The following is a 17,906-nucleotide window of genomic DNA, read 5'->3' on the forward strand; positions in this document are numbered from 1 at the left end:
TCAACTCTTCTCCATTGTCATGCGCCAGACCAACAGTTGGTTATTGGCCGGCAGGTAATTCAGTTCTTCGCGCACCAGCCCCGCGTCCAGCGCCAGCTGGTCGAGCCACTCGAGATCGCGAATGCCACTCAGGGGATCGCGCTGCTGCAGCCACTGGTCGAAATCCGCATTGCCGGGGCCGATATACGCACCGGCGATTTTCACCGGTCCGTACACTAGCAGCAGTCCGCCCGGTGGCAAAACCTGCGGTAATTTTCCGAAAAAATGTCGCACCGAATCGGCGGACATGATGTGCAGGGTGTTAGCGCTAAAAATAGCGTCGACGCGGATTGATGGCCAATCGCCATCGACGTCCAGTTCGAGCGGCTCGCGCAGATTTGCGGCCGGTTCCTGCTGGAGCCAGGCGCGGATACCGGGCAGATTTTCCGCGCGATCGGAGGGCTGCCAGACCAGCTGCGGCAGCCGCGGTGCAAAGTAGACCGCGTGCTGGCCTGTGCCGCTGCCGATTTCCAGCACGCTGCCGCAGTCGCCCAGCAGGCGCTGCAGCTGCTCCAGTATCGGTGCGCGATTGCGCGCGCAGGAAGGCGCGTCCGGCAGATCCGCGGGGCTCATGAGGCCTCCGGCACCTCGTCGCGGGTGAACACCCAGTCGTTGCCCTTGGACATGTCGGCGTTGTAGCGATAGCCGGCAATGTCAAAATTTTTCAGCTCCTCGGCTTTCTTTACCCGCTGATCGATGGCCCAGCGGCTCATCATGCCGCGCGCCTTTTTGGCAAAGAAACTGATCATTTTGTACTGGCCATTTTTCAGGTCCTTGAAATGCGGCGTGACGATGTCCGCTGCCAGCGCCTTGGGCTGAACCGATTTGAAGTATTCATTGGAAGCCAGGTTCACCAGTTCGCGGCTCTTCAGCGTGTGCAACTGCTCGTTGAGCGCCAGCGTGACCTTGTCACCCCAGAATTCGTACAGGTTCTTGCCGCGTGTATTGGCGAACTTGGTGCCCATCTCCAGGCGATAGGGCTGCATCAGGTCCAGCGGCCGCAGCAGGCCGTATAGGCCGGACAGCATGCGCAGGTGCTTTTGCGCGTAGGTGAAATCGCGCTTGCCCATGGTCTCGGCTTCGAGGCCCGTGTAGACATCCCCCTTGAACGCGAGCAGGGCGGGGCGCGCATTCTTGTCGGTGAAGGGGCGCTTCCACTGCTGGAAGCGGTCGTAGTTCAGTACGCCCAGCTTGTCCGATATCTTCATCAGGCTTGAGATCTGCTGCGGGCTCAGCGCGCGCAGCTCCTTGATCAGTGCCGCGGATTCCTTCAGGAAGTCGGGCTGGGTGGTATCCAGCGTGGGAATTTCGCTGTCGTAGTCCAGGGTCTTGGCCGGAGAGATAACGATTAACATCGGGGTCCTTCTGTGCAGAGAGTTTATGTCTGAGTGCGCAGTACTATTCGGGCTTCAGGATGTCCTGCCACCAGTTCAGCGGTGTCTGGCCATCCTTGGGGTCGTAGACATTGCCGTAGTACCAGACACTGTTGGCACCGTCGCAGGCACTGTTGAGAATCTGCTCGATCTTGTCGAAACCGCAGCTGACGTGGATCGAGTAGACCAGCAGCCGCGGGGTCTCCATATCCAGTTCACCGCCGAGCTTTTCCAGCTGCGGCGTCAGCCGGTCCGACAGCTCGGTGCTGTCGCCGCGACAGAAGACCCGGATCGCCAGGTTGCCCGACCTTTTCACCAGCTCGAACTTCTGGTCGTCCTTGTCGACCCTGATGGTGTCACCACTGGCGATCCCCTTGATAAAAGCCGGCGAGCGCACCAGCTGGCAGCTGTCGTCCTCGTTGACACGCACCTGCAGCCGTTCGACCACCGGTTCGCCGTCCGGGTTGGTACCGGCAAATAATTCGATAACCTGCAGTGCCGTCATAACCTCGCTCCCGGGGACTGTGTACAATGAGTGGCTGTTAAAACCGAGCATTATACAGGGAGGAGGCGATGATCTCGCGCGCGCTAAAATTCTCTACCGCCACGGTGGGCCTGGCTGCAACACTGCTGGCCGGCTGTGCGGTCAATCCGGTCACCGGCCAGAAGGAGCTGTCACTGATGTCACCCGGCCAGGAACTGGCATTGGGAGAACAGCAGTACCCGATCAACCAGCAGCAGCAGGGCGGCCAGTACGTGATCGACCCGGCGTTGCAGGACTATGTGAACCGGGTGGGGCAGAAACTGGCGAAGGTGTCCGACCAGCCACAGCTTCCCTATGAGTTCGTGGTGCTGAACAATTCGGTCCCCAACGCCTGGGCGCTGCCCGGCGGCAAGATCGCGGTCAACCGCGGCCTGCTGGTACTGCTGGAGGACGAGGCGGAGCTGGCCGCGGTACTGGGCCATGAAATCGTGCATGCCGCCGCGCGCCACTCGGCCGCCGCCATGTCCCAGCAGCAGGTACTGGGCGCCGGCCTCGCCGTGCTCGGCGCCGCTACCAAGGAAACCGCCTATGGCGATCTGGTGACGCTCGGCGGCCAGCTGGGTGGCACCGCCTATATCGCCCGCTACGGTCGCAGCAACGAACTCGAGTCGGACCAGTACGGCATGAAATATATGGCCGCCGCCGGCTACGACCCCCAGGGTGCGGTGCGCCTGCAGCGCAAATTCGTCGAGCTGTCCAAAGGCAAGCAGGCCGGCGGCCTCGAGGCGCTGTTCGCCAGCCACCCGCCGTCCCAGTCGCGCGTCAATGCCAACATCGAGCACGCGAAGCAGCTGCCCAAGGGCGGCGCCAGCAACCGCGCCGCCTACCAGAAGGCCATAGCGCAGCTGAAGCGCGATGCGGACGCCTACAAGAGCTACGACGATGCCATGGCGGCCATCAACGACAAGCAGTACGACCGCGCCTTGAACCTCGTGCGCCAGGCGCAGAAGCAGCAGCCGAAGGAGGCATCCTTCTATGCACTGGAGGGCGATCTGCTCGCCCACCAGAAACAGTACCAGAGTGCGCACACGGCCTACGACCGCGCGGTGCAGAAGAATCCGTCGCTGTTCTCCCACTGGCTGAAGCGCGGCATGGTCGCCGCACAACTGAAGGACTACACGGCGGCGGAACGGGATCTGAACCGCTCACTGCGCTACCTGGAAACGCCGCACGCCCACTACTACCTCGGGCAGGTGTACGAAAATCAGGGCAATGTGAAAAATGCCTACAGTCACTACCAGACCGCCGCCAGCGCTGGTGGCGATATCGGCAGCAAGGCGCAGGCGCGCATGCAGGCGATTACGAACAAGGGATAACGGAAGTTCCTTGTGATTCGCCAATAAAAAAGGGCCGCAGAGCGGCCCTTTTTTATTGGTTACTGACGCTGGCGGCTTACAGCTGCACGGTCAGGCCGAGGGAGAATACGTCCACATCATCGAACTCGGTGTTGGAGCCGTAGGCGACCTTGGCTGCAACATTGCGGCTGAAGAAGTGGGTCGCATTCAGCTCGTAGCTGTCGGCGTCGTCGTAGCCGAAGCCGACGGAGGTGTTCTGATTGAAATAGAACTCGACACTGCCGGCCCAGAACAGGTCGGTGTCATCGGTGTCGTTGACAGAAACTTCCGCTGCCAGGTACTGGCCACCGGCAAACTGGGTGAAGTACTTGGAGGAAATGGTCTTGCTGTCGAGATCGTCGTCGACGGAAACGTCGAAGCCGATATAGTCGGTGCCATTCAGCTGATGGTTATAGCGCGCGTTGACAAACAGTTCGTTGTCCGCGTCCTCAACGTCTACGGCTTCCAGCGACATCAGGAAGTTCGGGGTAAACAGGTAGCCCAGGGAAGCGGACACCATATCCGCAGCGTCGGACTCCACCACGGCGCCACCGATGACGAAGCCGTTCGCGGCAAAGTACTCGCCGCCGACAACCAGGCTGTCGCTATCGCCAAAGTCGCTGTCGGCATAGCTGTAGCCGCCGAAAATGTTGGTGACCTTGTTGATGTATTCGAATTCCTTCAACGGTCCCAGGGTTTCCTTCGGCGCGAAGTAGTAAGTACTGCCGATCAGAAACTGGTCGATATCGGTAAACCCGGTATCGGCCTGGATATATTCAGCTTCGGTGATGGAGGTGTATTGCTCCGCGGCGGCGGTAGCGGAGAGCAGCATCAGCGGCAGGGCTGCAAATTTAAACTTCATTACAAAATCCTTGTTTGACTGTAGTTCCACTAGGAGCCGCGGATTGTAATGATTTTTCCTGAACGGTAAATGAATTAAAAATATTTTCTGGTGGAACGTATCAAAAGCCGATGTTGTTTCCGCCCGGAGTTCCCGGAGGATGTACCACCCACTCCGGATCCTCGAACTCGCCGAGCGGGTGCACTTCGACGAAGGGCGCCGCGCTGCGAATGATTTCATCGATCTTCGGGTTGTGCCCGACCTCCATCGCATCGCGTTCCGCCTTGCTGCTCCAGCTGGCGATGGCGATCAGCGTATTGGGATCGCCGATTTTTCGATGCAGTTCGGTACCGCGGGCACCGGACGCTTGCTGAATTAACTCGGATGCCCGTACCCAGACATCCGCGTATTCCTCCGCTGTGTGCCCCTCCTTGATCCGCACCTCGAAGATATATTTCACCGGCATGTCCTCCTTACTGATCTCCGCCCGTTTTCCACCGACAAAAAAGGCCGCTTCGCGCGGCCTTTCTGTTACAACTTAGGCGACAACCACGCCCTCAGAAATTTTTCAGGTTTTTCTGGTGGCCGTGGCGAATATCCGCACCCTCGACCAGGTAAACCACCTGCTCGCAGATATTCTTGGCGTGGTCGCCGATGCGCTCCAGCGAGCGCAGTGACCAGAGCACATTGATCACCCGCGAAATGCTGCGCGGATCTTCCATCATGTAGGTGATCAGCTCGCGCACCGCGGTACGATAGTCCATGTCGACCTGCTCGTCTTCCGCCAGGGTAGCCATCGCCGAGGCCACATCGAAGCGCGTGTACGCATCGAGGGCATCGTTCAGCATCTTGCGCACGGCAATGGCGATATGGCGGATCTCGGTGTAGCCGCGCGGCGAGGTACCCTCGTCCGTCAGCGCGATGGCCATCTTGGCAATCTTGCTGGCCTCGTCGCCGATGCGCTCGAGATCGCGGGCAATGCGGGTTACCGACATCACCATGCGCAGGTCGGAAGCGGCCGGCTGGCGCTTGGCGATGATCAGCGTCGCGTGCTCGTCCAGCGCCATCTCGCGCCTGTCGATTTCCTCTTCGATGTGCAGGACTTTTTCTGCCAGCTCGCTGTCGGCGTTGGCCAGCGCGTCCACCGCGTCCGCCACCTGGCTGGCGACCATGCCGCCCATCTCCAGCATCTCGGTCTTGATGCTTTCCAGGTCCTCGTTGAATTGACGGGAGATATGTTGATCGAAATGCATTTCCATAATGGTTGTTCTCAAGGAATAAGGCTCTGCTCAGCCGAAGCGGCCGGTGATATAGGCTTCGGTCAATTCGTGCTGCGGATTGGTGAATACGGTTTCGGTATCGTTCACTTCCACCAGGTGGCCGAGGTGGAAGTAGGCAGTGCGCTGGCTGACGCGCGCGGCCTGCTGCATCGAGTGGGTGACGATGGCGATGGTGTAGTTCTCACGCAACTCGTCGATCAGCTCTTCGATGCGCGCGGTGGCGATCGGGTCCAGGGCCGAGCAGGGTTCGTCCATCAGTATCACTTCCGGGCTCACGGCGATGGCGCGGGCGATACACAGGCGCTGCTGCTGGCCGCCGGAGAGACCGGTGCCCGGCTTGTCGAGGCGATCCTTCACTTCGTTCCACAGGCCGGCGCGGCGCAGGCTGTTCTCGACAATTTCATCCAGCTCGGCGCGGCGGCTGGCGATGCCGTGAATCTTCGGGCCGTAGGCGACGTTTTCGTAGATCGACTTCGGAAACGGATTCGGCTTCTGGAACACCATGCCCACCCGGGCGCGCAGCGGTACTACGTCGACCTTGGGACCATAAATCGGCTCGTCGTCCAGGGCCAGCTCGCCCTCGACGCGACAGCCCTCGATGGTGTCATTCATGCGGTTCAGGCAGCGCAGAAAGGTGGACTTACCGCAGCCGGACGGACCGATCATCGCCACCACTTCGTTGCGGCCGATATCCAGGCTCACATCGTGAATCGCCTGGGCCTCGCCGTAAAACACGTTGACGTTGCGCATGCGCAGTTTGGCACTGTCGCAGAACGGCTTGCCAACGGTTTCGCGCACCTTGGTCTTGGTATCCACAGCTTCTTTTTCCAGCGGTTTGGGCTGCACCGGCTCAGCTTGGCCGGTCGCGTCCAGGGTCATGGTATTCATAGGCAATCCCGTTATCTTAGCATCGGCGCTGGCTACCAGCGGCGCTCGAGTTTCTTGCGCAGCAGCACTGCGCTGGTATTCATTAGGATCAGGAAGCTCAACAGCACCATGATCGCGGCAGACGTGCGCTCGACGAAGGCGCGCTCGGGGCTGTCGGCCCACAGGAAGATCTGTACCGGCAGCACCGTGGACGGATCGGTGATACCGCCGGGCACGTCGACGATAAACGCCACCATGCCAATCATCAGCAGCGGCGCCGTCTCGCCCAGCGCCTGGGCCATGCCGATAATCGCGCCGGTGAGCATGCCCGGCATCGCCAGCGGCAGCACGTGGTGGAAGACCACCTGCATGCGCGAGGCGCCCATACCCATGGCCGCCTCGCGGATCGAAGGCGGCACCGCCTTCAGTGCGGCGCGGCTGGAAATGATGATCGTCGGCAGGGTCATCAGCGTCAGCACCAAACCACCGACCAGCGGCGCCGAGCGGGGCAGCTCGAAGAAGTTGATAAAGATCGCCAAGCCCAGCAAGCCGAACACGATGGACGGCACCGCGGCGAGGTTGTTGATATTCACCTCGATCAGGTCGGTCCAGCGGTTTTTCGGCGCGTACTCCTCGAGATAGATCGCGGCAGCGACGCCGATCGGGAAGGACAGCGCCAGCGTTACCAGCAGCGTAAACAGCGAGCCCATCAGCGCGGCGCGGATGCCGGCCTGTTCCGGTTCGCGGGAGTCGCCGTTGGTGAAGAAGGTGGTGTTGAAGCGCTTCTTCAGTTCGCCGCTGTCCATCAGCTGTTCGATCCAGCCGGCCTTCTGGTCCGAGGTGCGGCCGCGGAAGCCCTCGGCGGAATCGGACAGGCTCTTGACGAAGGTGTCGACATCGTCGTCGGCGGTCAGCCAAACGGTTTCCGTCTGGCCGAGCAGTTCCGGATTCGCCTTGAGGCGGTCGCGCAGCGTGAAGGGCGCGCCGGTGGAAATCAGGCTGTTGAGTTCGCGCTTGTCGCCGCGGCTGGTCGCCTGCGGGAAGCGCTGCTGCAGGGCCTGGCGGATAACACCGGTAAAGTTGGCCCACGCCAGGCTCTCGTCATCGACCTTGTCGATGCCGAGCACCTGCTCGTCATAGTGCACGCGCAACTCAATGGCGGTCTGCACGAAGGCGCCACTGCCCTTGCCGATAATGTCGGTGAACAGTATCAGCACCGCGAGCACGCCGAAGGCGATACTCGCGATACCCAGGCCGCGAAACAGCTTTTCCTTGCGATGGCGGCTGGCGAGGCGCTGCTCGATGCGCTCGCGCACCTGCTGCTGTGTCAGTTTGGTTTGGGTCAGATCAGTCATACTGTTCCCGGTATTTTTTCACTACGTGCAGGGCGATAAAGTTCAGCACCAGAGTCGACAGGAACAGCATCAGACCCAAGGCGAAGGCGGCGAGGGTTTTCGGGCTGTCGAACTCCTGGTCGCCGACCAGCAGGGTGACAATCTGCACCGTCACGGTGGTCACGGATTCGAGGGGGTTGGCGGTCAGGTTCGCGGCCAGGCCGGCGGCCATCACCACGATCATCGTCTCGCCAATCGCGCGGGATACCGCCAGCAGCACACCGCCGACGATGCCGGGCAGGGCAGCGGGGATGACGACCTTACGCACGGTTTCGGACTTGGTCGAGCCGAGCCCGAGGGCGCCGTCGCGCAGGGATTGCGGCACCGCGTTGATCACATCGTCGGACAGCGACGACACGAACGGAATAATCATGATGCCCATGACCAGGCCGGCCGCCAGCGCGCTTTCGCTGGAGGCCTGCAGCCCCATGGACATGGCCAGGTCGCGGATAAAGGGGGCGACGGTCAGCGCGGCAAAAAAACCGTAAACGACGGTTGGCACACCGGCGAGAATTTCAATCACCGGCTTGGCAAAGGTGCGCACGCGCTTGCTGGCGTATTCGGCCAGATAGATGGCCGACATCAGTCCCACCGGCACCGCCACGAACATCGCAATGGCGGACACCATCAGCGTACCGGTAAACAGCGGCACTGCACCGAAGGCACCGCTGGAGCCGACCTGGTCGGCCCTCAGGGCCATCTGCGGACTCCAGTGCAGGCCGAACAGGAACTCGGTGATCGGTACCGACTGGAAGAAGCGCAGGGATTCAAACAGTACCGACAGCAAAATGCCGACCGTGGTGAAGATTGCCGCGCAGGCGCAGGTAATCAGCACGCCGCGCAGGACTTTTTCCACCTTCTCGCGCGCGCGCAGTTGCGGTGAAAAACGCAGTACGGCGAAGGCCCCTAGGCCGATCGCCAGGATCAGGCTCAGCGCCGCCTGCAGATTGCGCGAGCCATTGCGCAGATCGGTAAAGCGCTCCGCGGCGGCCTGTACCTGCGGCGACGCCTCGCCAAACAGGTGGCCGGCGGCCAGGTTCTGGATCTGCGCGTAGAGCAGATTCTGTCCGGCGACGGTGTCGGGCTTGTCGGCGATGCCATTCATGACCAAGGCACGGATAATCGCATCGTCAAACGCGAGCCAGATCCCCAGCAGTAACAGCGCCGGCAGTCCGCACCAGAGGGCGGTGTGCAGGCCGTAGTAACTGGGCAGTGAGGCCAGTTTGCGCAGGCCGCCACTGGTGCGCGCGGCGGTCAGCGCGCGACTGAAGCCGGTGCCGTAGGCTACCAGTATCAGCAGCAGCAACAGGGCGAACAGGGTGGGTGTTTGCATCGATTTACCGTGCCATCATTTTTGTTGCCGGCATTATCCGGACTCTTAGTTAGGTTTCCACGGCCACGCTCGTGCGGCCTATAAACAAAAAGCCAAGCCCTTGCGGGCTTGGCTGGTAATTCCATTTACCTACAGCGATTCCTGAAACTTTTATTTCGCAGCCAGGTTGCTCAGCGCGTTCAGCTTGCGCACGTCGGTGGCTACTTGCTGGCGCTTGGCGGTCGGCAGCGGAATCATGCCCTTGTCGGCCAGGTAACCGTCCTCACCCCAGGCGCGCTCGCTGGTGAACTCCGCCAGGAACTGCTTCACGCCCGGTACCACGTCGGCGTGCGCCTTCTTCACGTAGATGAACAGCGGGCGGGAGACCGGATAGCTCTGATCGGCGATGGAGTCAAAAGTCGGCTCATTACCTTCGATCAGGGAGCCCTGTACCTTGTCGGCGTTCTGGTCGAGGAAGCTGAAGCCGAAGATGCCCAGGGCATTCGGGTTGGCCACCAGCTTGTTCACGATCAGGTTGTCGTTCTCACCGGCTTCAATGTAAGCGCCGTCTTCACGGATGGTGTGACAGATGGCCTTGTAAGCGTTCTTGTCGCTGTCTTTCTTGGCGGCGATCCAGTCGAACTTCTTGCAGCCACCTTCCATTGCCAGCTCGGCGAAGGCGTCGCGGGTACCGGAAGTCGGGGGCGGGCCCAGCACTTCGATCTTGTGCGCCGGCAGGGCCGGGTTGACGTCTTTCCAGGTCTTGTAGGGGTTGGCTACCAGGGTTGCGGAGCCGTCCGGGTTCGGCACTTCCTTGGCCAGCGCCAGGAAGATGTCCTTGCGGCTCAGTTCGAAAGGCTGGTCCGCCTTGGAGTTGGCCAGCACGATACCGTCGAAGCCGATCTGTACTTCCACCACGTCGACGCCGTTGCTGTTACACATTTCCAGCTCAGACTGCTTGATGCGGCGGGAGGCGCCGGTGATGTCGGCGGTGTTCTCGCCCACGCCCTGGCAGAACAGCTTCATGCCGCCGCCGGTACCGGTGGATTCGACAACCGGGGTCTTGAACTGGGTCGCGCGGCTGAAGCGCTCGGCCACAGTGGTGGTAAACGGGTATACGGTGGACGAGCCGACGATGCTGATATGATCGCGGGCCGCCAGGGCCACCTGAGATGCGGCGATGGTCAGTGCCGCCAGGGAAGTGGCCACAAGTTTCTTGGCAACGGGGCGTTTGTTCATGGATAACTCCAGTGTGTGTATTTGTTTCACGCAGCGATGCTAGGAACAACGGGTGACGATTCTATGAATGAAAGATGACAAAAAGGTTACAAAGAGCCCCTGAATGGCCCCATAGCCTCTGTGCGGTTGGTGCGGCAGCCCGACTTTCAGGGGGCGCCGCGGAGTTATTCAGGCTCCCAGGTCACCGGATTGCACATCTGGCGCCGAATCTGCTGGCGCGGTAGTCTGTCCGGCAGACAACAGAACAATAAGATGTAATGAGAGACGTCCCCATGTCCCCTCTACTTGGCCTGGCGCGTGCGCTGGACCGGCTGGCCAGCGGCGCCGGCCGGCTGCTCAGCTGGTTCACCCTGGCGATGGTGCTGCTGCAGAGCGCGGTAGTGCTGCTGCGCTACGGATTCGATGGCGGCTCGGTGGCCCTGCAGGACGCCGTCATCTACCTGCACGGCGCCGCCTTTATGCTCGGCCTGGCCTATGCGCTGTACACCGATTCCCATGTGCGCGTCGATGTCTTCTACCGCCGCATGAGTGACCGTGGCAGGGCCTGGGTCAATGCGGTGGGCACCCTGGTATTCCTGCTACCCATGTGCACCTTCATCCTGCTCGGCAGCTGGCAGTTCGCCGCCAACAGCTGGGCGGTGTTCGAGTCCAGCGCCAGTGCCGGCGGCTTGCCCGGGGTCTTCCTGCTCAAGAGCCTGATACCACTGGCGGCGCTGACGCTGGCGCTGGCCGGCCTGGCCCAGTTCGGCCGGGCCCTGGCGCAGCTGATGGAGGTACAGTCACCGGCCGCCCCCACGGCGCCCCAAATGACCGCGCCGCAAGCGCAGGCGGAGGAGGCGAGCGTATGATCGAGCTGATTCCGCTGCTGATGTTCGCCGCCGTCTGCGGCCTGCTGATGTTCGGCTACCCGGTGGCCTTTACCCTGGGCGGCACCGCGCTGCTGGCGGCCGCGCTGGGGATAGTCTTCGGCATCTTCGACGCCGAGCTGCTGCGCGCCTTCCCCGATCGCCTCTATGGCATCATGCAAAATGGCACCCTGGTGGCGGTGCCGCTGTTCGTGCTGATGGGCGTGATGCTGGAGCGGGCGCGCATCGCCGAGGAACTGCTGGTCAATCTGGCGCGGGTGTTCGCGCGGGTGCCGGCGGGCATGGCCATATCAGTAGTGGTGGTGGGTGCACTGCTGGCCGCCAGCACGGGTATCGTCGGCGCCACGGTGGTGACCATGGGCCTGATGTCCCTGCCGACCATGCTGAAACGGGGCTATTCGCCCCGCCTGGCCACCGGCACCATCTGCGCGACCGGCACCCTCGGCCAGATTATTCCGCCGTCCATCGCCCTGGTACTGCTCGGCGACACCCTCTCGAATGCCTACCAGCAGGCGCAGCTGTCCGCCGGCATCTTCAACCCGCAGCCGGTCAGCGTCGGTGACCTGTTTATCGGCGCGATCATCCCCGGCCTACTGCTAGTGGCGGCCTATATCATCTACCTGCTGTTTGTGGCGCGGCGCGAGCCGGCGGCGGCGCCTGCGGGGGCCGTGGAAGCCGTGGATCTCTGGCAGACCGTGAAAAGCCTGCTGCCGCCTATCTCGCTGATGCTGCTGGTGCTGGGCTCCATCATCAGTGGCGCCGCCACGCCGACCGAGGCCGCCGCCGTCGGCGCCCTGGGTGCCGGCATACTGGCGCGCAGTCGCGGTGCCCTGGGCTGGGCGCGGGCGGGGGAGGTCGGCCGCAGCACCCTGCAGGTGACGGCGATGGTATTCGCGATCCTGATCGGCGCCTCGCTGTTCTCACTGGTGTTCCGCGGCTACGACGGCGAGGAACTGGTGACCGGCATCTTCCACAGCCTGCCCGGCGGCGTGGTCGGCGCGACCCTGCTGGTGATGGTGGTGATCTTCCTGCTCGGCTTCATCCTCGACTTTATCGAGATCACTTTCGTGGTGGTGCCGATCGTCGGCCCGGTGCTGCTGGCCATGGGCGTGGATCCGGTGTGGCTCGGCATCATGATTGCAATCAACCTACAGACCTCCTTCCTGACCCCGCCATTTGGCTTTGCGCTCTTCTACCTGCGCGGGGTCGCGCCGGTGGAGGTGGCCACCGGGGCCATCTACCGCGGGGTGATGCCGTTTATTGCGATTCAGCTGTTGCTGCTCTGTCTGCTGGCCCTGTGGCCGGCACTCGCCACCTGGCTGCCCGACGCGCTCGCGCGCTGACGGCGGACATAGTGCTAGAGCCAGGAATTCCAGCGTTTTTGGCTTTAGGAGACTGGCTAAATGCTGGTCAGATTGTGCTAGAATGCGCCACCCTGCCGACCACGGCGGGACTGAATAACTCTAACAATAGATGTGAGCAGTCGATGTCCGCACTTGATGAAGATCCGCAACCCACAGGCACCCTGACGCTGCAGACGCAGACCATGCCCCGGGACACCAATCCCCAGGGCGACGTGTTTGCCGGCTGGCTGATGTCGCAGATGGACCTTGCCGGCGCCATCCTCGCCCAGAGTATCGCCCGCGGCCGCGTCACCACGGTTGCCGTGGGCAGCATGGTATTCCTGCGCCCCGTGCCAGTGGGCTCTACCGTCAGTTGCTACGCCGAAGCCCTCGAAGTGGGCCGCTCCTCCATCCGCACCATGGTGGAAGTCTGGCTGACGCGGGTGGATTCCGGCGAACAGGTGAAAGTCACCGAAGGCGAGTTCGTATTCGTGGCCATCGACGACCGCGGTCACACGCGCCCGCTGCCGTAATCAATCCCCGCCTGTCCCGCTCGGTGCTATACCGAGTGGGATGATCGAATCTCTTCTCGAACAGCTGCTCGTACTGGCGGGAATCCTGCTGATACCGGGCGGCCTGCTGCTGTTGCTATTGGCCAGACTGCGCTGGAGCAGCAAGGCGACCCTGGCCGGCCTGGTGCTGATGGCCCTGGGTGCCCTGCTGCTGGTGCGCATGCACTATGTGGAATATTGGCGGATAGATGGCTGCCTGGACGCCGGTGGCAAATACGACCAAAGCACCGGCAATTGCATACAATAGGTCGCCTTTGCCCGACTACTCCTCCTCAAGTGCCCGCGCCTGGAAGTAGGCCTCTTCGCTGATCTGGTGATAGGGGATCACTTCCCGCTCGAATTCCTGAAACGCCTCGTAGACCCGGGCAAACTGCGGATCTTTCGCCGCGGTCTCTTCCATGATTTCGGTGTTGATCGTCTTCAGGTGCGCGAGCACGTCGGCCGGCAGGCGTTTGAGCTGCACGCCGTGTTTCTCCACAAGCTCTTTTAACGCGCGGTTGTTGCGCGCCGTGTACTCGTCGAGCATATCCTGGTTGGCGTCGCGGGCGGCGGTGCGCACTATCGCCTGCAGATCCTTCGGCAGCTTTTCGAAGGCGGTCTTGTTGACGATGAATTCGAGGATGGAACCCGGCTCGTGCCAGCCCGGGTAGTAGTAGTAATCGGCGATCTGGTAAAAACCGAAAGCCAGATCGTTGTAGGGACCGACCCACTCGGTCGCGTCGATAACACCGGTCTGCAGTGCCGTGTACAGCTCGCCTCCGGGAATCGTGACCGCGGTGCCGCCGGCGCGGTTCAGCACCTCACCGCCGAGGCCCGGGATGCGCATCTTCAGGCCTTTCAGGTCATCGACGGAATTGATCTGCTTGTTGAACCAGCCCGCCATCTGCACGCCGGTGGAGCCGCCGGCCATAGGTATCAGGTCAAACGGCGCATAGATTTCCTCCCACAGCTGCAGGCCGCCGCCGTGGTGCAGCCAGCCATTCATTTCCTGCGCGTTGAGACCAAAGGGCACCGCAGTAAAGAACTGCGCCGCCGGCACCTTGCCCTTCCAGTAGTAGGCGGCGCCATGGCCCATCTGCGCCGCGCCCTCGGAGACGGCGCCGAACACGCCCATGGCCGGCACCAGCTCACCGGCACCGTAGACTTTGATTTTCAGGCGCCCGCCGGACATGACCTCGACTTTTTTGGCAAAACGCTCCGGCGCACTGCCGAGACCGGGGAAGTTTTTTGGCCAGGTGGTGACGAGCTTCCACTCGAAAGTTTCCTGATCGCCGCTTGCGGTGAAGTGTTGCGCGGGGCCGAGGGAAGCGCGGGATGCCACCAGCGCGCCGAAGGTGATCACCAGCAGCGCCAGCAGGCCGAGAATGATGGGCGGATACCAGTTTATTTTTTTCATCGCTTTTTATTATGTGTTTTTCAATTTCTACCCTCGTCACACCGGCGCAGGCCGGTGTCCGGCGGGGCTCGATGCCGCCCCTGAGCTGGATTCCGGCCTGCGCCGGAATGACGGTATTTTTAAACTACAGAGGCTGCAGCTTGGCCATGGCCACCACCAGCCACTTGCTGCCGGCATCGTCGAAATTGACCTGTACCCGCGCGCGCGGGCCGCTGCCCTCGAACTGTACCACGGTGCCCTCACCGAATTTCGGGTGATCGACGCGGCCGCCGAGCGCCAGCGGCGGCAGGTCGTCGAAATCCGGTGCCGGATCGGAGAACTGGCCCAGATTACCGACCTTGCCCCACTGGTTTTCTGAAGAGCCGGGCTGGAACAGCGGCCGCGAAATCTCGGTCTTCAGCCGCACCTCGTGGACTAAATTGGGCGGAATCTCGCCGATAAAGCGCGACGGGCTGTTGTAGGTCTCGCTGCCGAACAGGCGGCGGTTTTCCGCGTAGGTGATATACAGCTTCTGCATCGCGCGAGTGATGCCCACGTAGCAGAGGCGGCGCTCCTCCTCCATGCGGCCCGGCTCCTGCGCCGACATCTTGTGCGGGAACAGGTTTTCCTCCACACCGGCCATAAATACCAGCGGGAATTCGAGCCCCTTGGCGGAGTGCAGCGTCATCAGCTGCACCGCGTCCTCGAACTCGTCGGCCTGACCCTCGCCGGCGTCCAGCGCGGCGCTGTCGAGGAACTGGTCCAGCAGCGGCCGCTCTTCCTCGTCGTCGTCTTCTTCGCCGGGCGGCTGGTCGATGCCGTCGAAGGCGCGGCAGGCGCTGACCAGTTCCTGCAGGTTTTCCACCCGCGTCTGGCCCTTCTCGCCTTTTTCCTTGCCGTGGAATTCCAGCAGGCCGCTGGTCTCGATCACGTCTTCAGCGATGGCATCGAGCAGCTTGTCCTCGGCGTTCGCCGCCAGCCGGTTGACCAGGTCGAGGAAAGACTGCAGCGCGTTGCCAGCGCGCGCGGCCAGCACGCGCTGTTGCAGCATCAGCTGGGCCGCACGCCACAGGGAGCAGCCCTGCTCGCGGGCATAGCTGCGCACCATCTCCACCGTGCGCGCGCCGATACCGCGGGTCGGCGTATTGACGACCCGCTCGAAGGCGGTGTCATCGTCGCGGTTGCCGATCAGGCGCATGTAGGACAGCGCATTCTTGATTTCCAGGCGCTCGTAGAAGCGCTGGCCGCCGTAGATGCGGTAGGGCACCTGTTCGCGCAGCAGGCCCTCCTCCAGTACTCGCGACTGGGCGTTGGAGCGGTACAGTATCGCGATGCTGTCGCGACGATTGCCGTCGCGCACCCAATCCTCGATGCGCTCGACGATAAAGCGCGCCTCGTCCTGTTCGTTGTAGGCGGCGTAGACGGCAATCGGCTCACCTTCCTCGCCCTGGGTCCACAGCTCCTTGCCGAGGCGGCCGGCGTTGTGTTCGATCACCGCGTTGGCGGCCTTCAGTATCGTGGCGGTGGAGCGGTAATTCTGCTCCAGCCGCACCGTCTGCACCTCGTGCATGTCGCTCTCGAAGTGCTGGATATTCTCGATCTTGGCACCGCGCCAGCCGTAGATCGACTGGTCGTCGTCGCCGACCGCGGTGATACGGCACTGGTCGCCGGCCAGCAGCCGCAGCCAGGCGTACTGAATCGTGTTGGTGTCCTGGAACTCGTCCACCAGGATGAACGGGAAGCGGCGGCGGTAGTGGGCCAGCACCGCATCGTTGTCCCGCAACAGTTCGTGGGCACGCAGCAGCAGTTCGCCGAAGTCCACCAGGCCGCCGCGCTGACAGGCCTCCTCGTAGGCGAAGTAGATGCGCACCATCGTCTGCAGCCAGGGGTCGGCGCCGGCGTGGATGTACTGGGGCCGCAGGCCCTCGTCTTTCTGTGCGCCGATCCACCACTGGGTCTCCCGCGGCGGCCACTTCTTCTCGTCCAGCTGCAGGTCGTTCTGCACCCGCTTGATCAGGCGCAGCTGGTCGTCGCTGTCGAGGATCTGGAAATTCTGCGGCAGTTTCGCTTCCTGCCAGTGGGCTTTCAGCAACCGGTGGGCCAGGCCGTGGAAGGTGCCCACCCACATGCCGAAGGTGTTCACCCCCAGCAACTCCTCGATGCGCGCGCGCATCTCCTTGGCCGCCTTGTTGGTGAAGGTCACCGCCATGATCGAGTAGGGCGAGGCGCCCTCCACCTGCATCAGCCAGGCGATGCGGTGCACCAGCACGCGGGTCTTGCCGGAGCCGGCACCGGCCAGCACCAGCTGATTGGCCGGCGGCGCGGCCACGGCCTCGCGCTGGGCGTCGTTGAGGGGGTCTAAAATTTGAGATACGTCCATGGGCGGCGATTGTAACAGAGCTGCCGGCGGATACCTGTGTAAATAAACAGGGTTCAGTGTTGATGGGCACACTCGCTGCGCTCGCATTGCCCATCCTACGCAGCAAATAACCCGACGCGAAGGCCCTGATGCCGGGGGCCGTCTGTGAAACGATTGCCGATCAGGTTGTTGAGCAGGCGGCCACCGGCAGCAGGGCCGCCACACACCTCGAATCAACGCCGCTCGCCAGCCAGAGGCGCAGAAGCTAAACTGCGCTATCCGGCTCGAAGAAGGAAGTCCCGTGAAACCGGCGGAAGTCACGCAAAAAATCAGCGAACAGCTGTCATCCATGCGCAAATCGGAACGCAAGGTGGCCGAGTATATCCTCGCCAACCCGGATGAAATCATCCACATGCGCATCGTCGACCTGGCCACCGAGGCCCAGGTCAGCGAACCGACGGTGGTGCGCTTCTGCCGCGCCGTGGGTTGCTCCGGCTTCCAGGAGTTCAAACTGAACCTGGCCCAGCAGCTGGCTTCCAGCCCCAGTTTCGGCCAGATCGCGGTGACCGAGACCGACACCATCGCCGAGTACAAGCGCAAGGTGTTCGACTCCACCGTCGACACCCTGCTGAACGTGCGCGACAAGATCGACAACCGCGCGCTGGAAGCGGCAGTCAGCGCCATCGCCGCCGCCAAGCGGGTCGAATTCTTTGGCTTCGGCGCCTCCGGGGCCGTGGCCGCCGATGCCAAGCACAAGTTCTTCCGCCTGCAGCTGGCCGCCGCCGCCCACTCCGATCACCACATCCAGAATATGTCGGCCATGTCGATGGTGCCCGGCGACGTGGTGGTGGCCATTTCCCAGAGCGGCCGCACCAAGGCGCTGCTGCGCTCCATGGGCATGGCGAAAGAGCAGGGCGCCACCGTGATCGGCCTGGCGCCGAGCGGCTCGCCGGTGGCCCGGCAGGCCAGCATCCCGCTGGAAGTGGACGTGGAGGAAGATATAGAGATCTACACGCCGCTGTCGTCGCGCATCGCCCACCTGGTGGTGATCGACGTGCTCGCCATCGGCGTCGCCCAGCGCAAGGGACCGCAACTGCAGGAGCACCTGCTCAAGTTGAAGCAGGGCCTCTATACCCTGCGCGAAGACAAGCACTAATCGCTCTGACGA

At 62.4% G+C, this 17,906-nt stretch carries 18 protein-coding genes; 6 read left to right on the top strand and 12 right to left on the bottom strand.

Features of this window, described 5'->3' with window-relative positions:
* From BUC36_RS09250 to BUC36_RS09260, 3 genes are read right to left on the bottom strand one after another with little or no spacing between them, the layout of a single operon-like run.
* Positions 1 to 612, bottom strand: coding sequence for a DUF938 domain-containing protein (locus tag BUC36_RS09250; protein WP_073273924.1), 612 nt, complete (start codon positions 610 to 612; stop codon positions 1 to 3).
* Complete coding sequence (yaaA, locus tag BUC36_RS09255) at positions 609 to 1,394, bottom strand: peroxide stress protein YaaA (protein ID WP_073273926.1); 786 nt, start codon at positions 1,392 to 1,394, stop codon at positions 609 to 611. Before yaaA ends, BUC36_RS09250 begins: the two co-directional genes overlap by 4 nt.
* A gap of 43 nt (positions 1,395 to 1,437) precedes the next feature.
* Positions 1,438 to 1,917 carry a DUF4265 domain-containing protein gene (locus tag BUC36_RS09260; RefSeq protein WP_073273928.1) on the bottom strand — a complete coding sequence of 160 codons (480 nt, stop codon included), beginning with the start codon at positions 1,915 to 1,917 and terminating at the stop codon, positions 1,438 to 1,440.
* A gap of 68 nt (positions 1,918 to 1,985) precedes the next feature.
* Between BUC36_RS09260 and BUC36_RS09265 the strand changes: the two genes are divergently transcribed.
* Positions 1,986 to 3,272, top strand: a complete 1,287-nt coding sequence (locus BUC36_RS09265) for a M48 family metalloprotease (protein WP_073273930.1) — start codon at positions 1,986 to 1,988, stop codon at positions 3,270 to 3,272.
* A 76-nt stretch (positions 3,273 to 3,348) separates the two neighbouring features.
* On the opposite strand, the gene BUC36_RS09270 is transcribed toward BUC36_RS09265, so the two are convergent.
* The 7 genes from BUC36_RS09270 to BUC36_RS09300 form a co-directional block, all read right to left on the bottom strand.
* Entirely contained in the window at positions 3,349 to 4,152 is an 804-nt protein-coding gene (locus BUC36_RS09270) for a putative porin (protein WP_073274787.1), read from the bottom strand.
* Between the two features lie 100 nt (positions 4,153 to 4,252).
* Positions 4,253 to 4,591, bottom strand: coding sequence for an antibiotic biosynthesis monooxygenase family protein (locus tag BUC36_RS09275; protein WP_073274789.1), 339 nt, complete (start codon positions 4,589 to 4,591; stop codon positions 4,253 to 4,255).
* Between the two features lie 97 nt (positions 4,592 to 4,688).
* Complete coding sequence (phoU, locus tag BUC36_RS09280) at positions 4,689 to 5,390, bottom strand: phosphate signaling complex protein PhoU (RefSeq protein WP_073273932.1); 702 nt, start codon at positions 5,388 to 5,390, stop codon at positions 4,689 to 4,691.
* Positions 5,391 to 5,420: 30 nt separating this feature from the next.
* Positions 5,421 to 6,161, bottom strand: a complete 741-nt coding sequence (gene pstB / locus BUC36_RS09285; protein WP_234994961.1) for a phosphate ABC transporter ATP-binding protein PstB — start codon at positions 6,159 to 6,161, stop codon at positions 5,421 to 5,423.
* Positions 6,162 to 6,331: 170 nt separating this feature from the next.
* Positions 6,332 to 7,633 carry a phosphate ABC transporter permease PstA gene (gene pstA / locus BUC36_RS09290; RefSeq protein ID WP_073273936.1) on the bottom strand — a complete coding sequence of 434 codons (1,302 nt, stop codon included), beginning with the start codon at positions 7,631 to 7,633 and terminating at the stop codon, positions 6,332 to 6,334.
* Positions 7,626 to 9,005, bottom strand: a complete 1,380-nt coding sequence (pstC, locus tag BUC36_RS09295; RefSeq protein ID WP_073273938.1) for a phosphate ABC transporter permease subunit PstC — start codon at positions 9,003 to 9,005, stop codon at positions 7,626 to 7,628. Before pstC ends, pstA begins: the two co-directional genes overlap by 8 nt.
* A gap of 150 nt (positions 9,006 to 9,155) precedes the next feature.
* The gene (locus BUC36_RS09300; RefSeq protein ID WP_073273941.1) at positions 9,156 to 10,223 is read right to left on the bottom strand and encodes a PstS family phosphate ABC transporter substrate-binding protein; all 1,068 of its coding nucleotides are present in this window, start codon (positions 10,221 to 10,223) and stop codon (positions 9,156 to 9,158) included.
* Positions 10,224 to 10,495: 272 nt separating this feature from the next.
* Here BUC36_RS09300 and BUC36_RS09305 point away from each other — a divergent pair, with 272 nt between their 5' ends.
* From BUC36_RS09305 to BUC36_RS09320, 4 genes are all read left to right on the top strand, one after another.
* Positions 10,496 to 11,071 carry a TRAP transporter small permease subunit gene (locus BUC36_RS09305; protein ID WP_073273943.1) on the top strand — a complete coding sequence of 192 codons (576 nt, stop codon included), beginning with the start codon at positions 10,496 to 10,498 and terminating at the stop codon, positions 11,069 to 11,071.
* Positions 11,068 to 12,432: a TRAP transporter large permease gene (locus tag BUC36_RS09310; protein ID WP_073273945.1), complete on the top strand. Its 1,365-nt coding sequence runs from the start codon at positions 11,068 to 11,070 to the stop codon at positions 12,430 to 12,432. The genes BUC36_RS09305 and BUC36_RS09310 overlap by 4 nt, the downstream gene beginning before the upstream one ends.
* 143 nt (positions 12,433 to 12,575) lie before the next feature.
* A complete protein-coding gene (locus BUC36_RS09315) occupies positions 12,576 to 12,965 on the top strand; it encodes an acyl-CoA thioesterase (protein WP_073273947.1) in 390 nt (129 codons plus the stop codon).
* A 40-nt stretch (positions 12,966 to 13,005) separates the two neighbouring features.
* Entirely contained in the window at positions 13,006 to 13,251 is a 246-nt protein-coding gene (locus BUC36_RS09320; protein WP_073273949.1) for a hypothetical protein, read from the top strand.
* Between the two features lie 15 nt (positions 13,252 to 13,266).
* On the opposite strand, the gene BUC36_RS09325 is transcribed toward BUC36_RS09320, so the two are convergent.
* Positions 13,267 to 14,400 (bottom strand): TRAP transporter substrate-binding protein, encoded by a 1,134-nt coding sequence (locus BUC36_RS09325; RefSeq protein WP_073273951.1) that lies wholly within the window; start codon positions 14,398 to 14,400, stop codon positions 13,267 to 13,269.
* Positions 14,401 to 14,524: 124 nt separating this feature from the next.
* Positions 14,525 to 16,759, bottom strand: a complete 2,235-nt coding sequence (gene uvrD / locus BUC36_RS09330; RefSeq protein WP_073273953.1) for a DNA helicase II — start codon at positions 16,757 to 16,759, stop codon at positions 14,525 to 14,527.
* A gap of 280 nt (positions 16,760 to 17,039) precedes the next feature.
* Here uvrD and hexR point away from each other — a divergent pair, with 280 nt between their 5' ends.
* Positions 17,040 to 17,894, top strand: a complete 855-nt coding sequence (gene hexR, locus BUC36_RS09335; RefSeq protein ID WP_073273956.1) for a transcriptional regulator HexR — start codon at positions 17,040 to 17,042, stop codon at positions 17,892 to 17,894.
* Positions 17,895 to 17,906 lie beyond the last annotated feature (12 nt).

This window comes from Microbulbifer donghaiensis (assembly GCF_900129095.1).
Lineage (GTDB): Bacteria > Pseudomonadota > Gammaproteobacteria > Pseudomonadales > Cellvibrionaceae > Microbulbifer > Microbulbifer donghaiensis.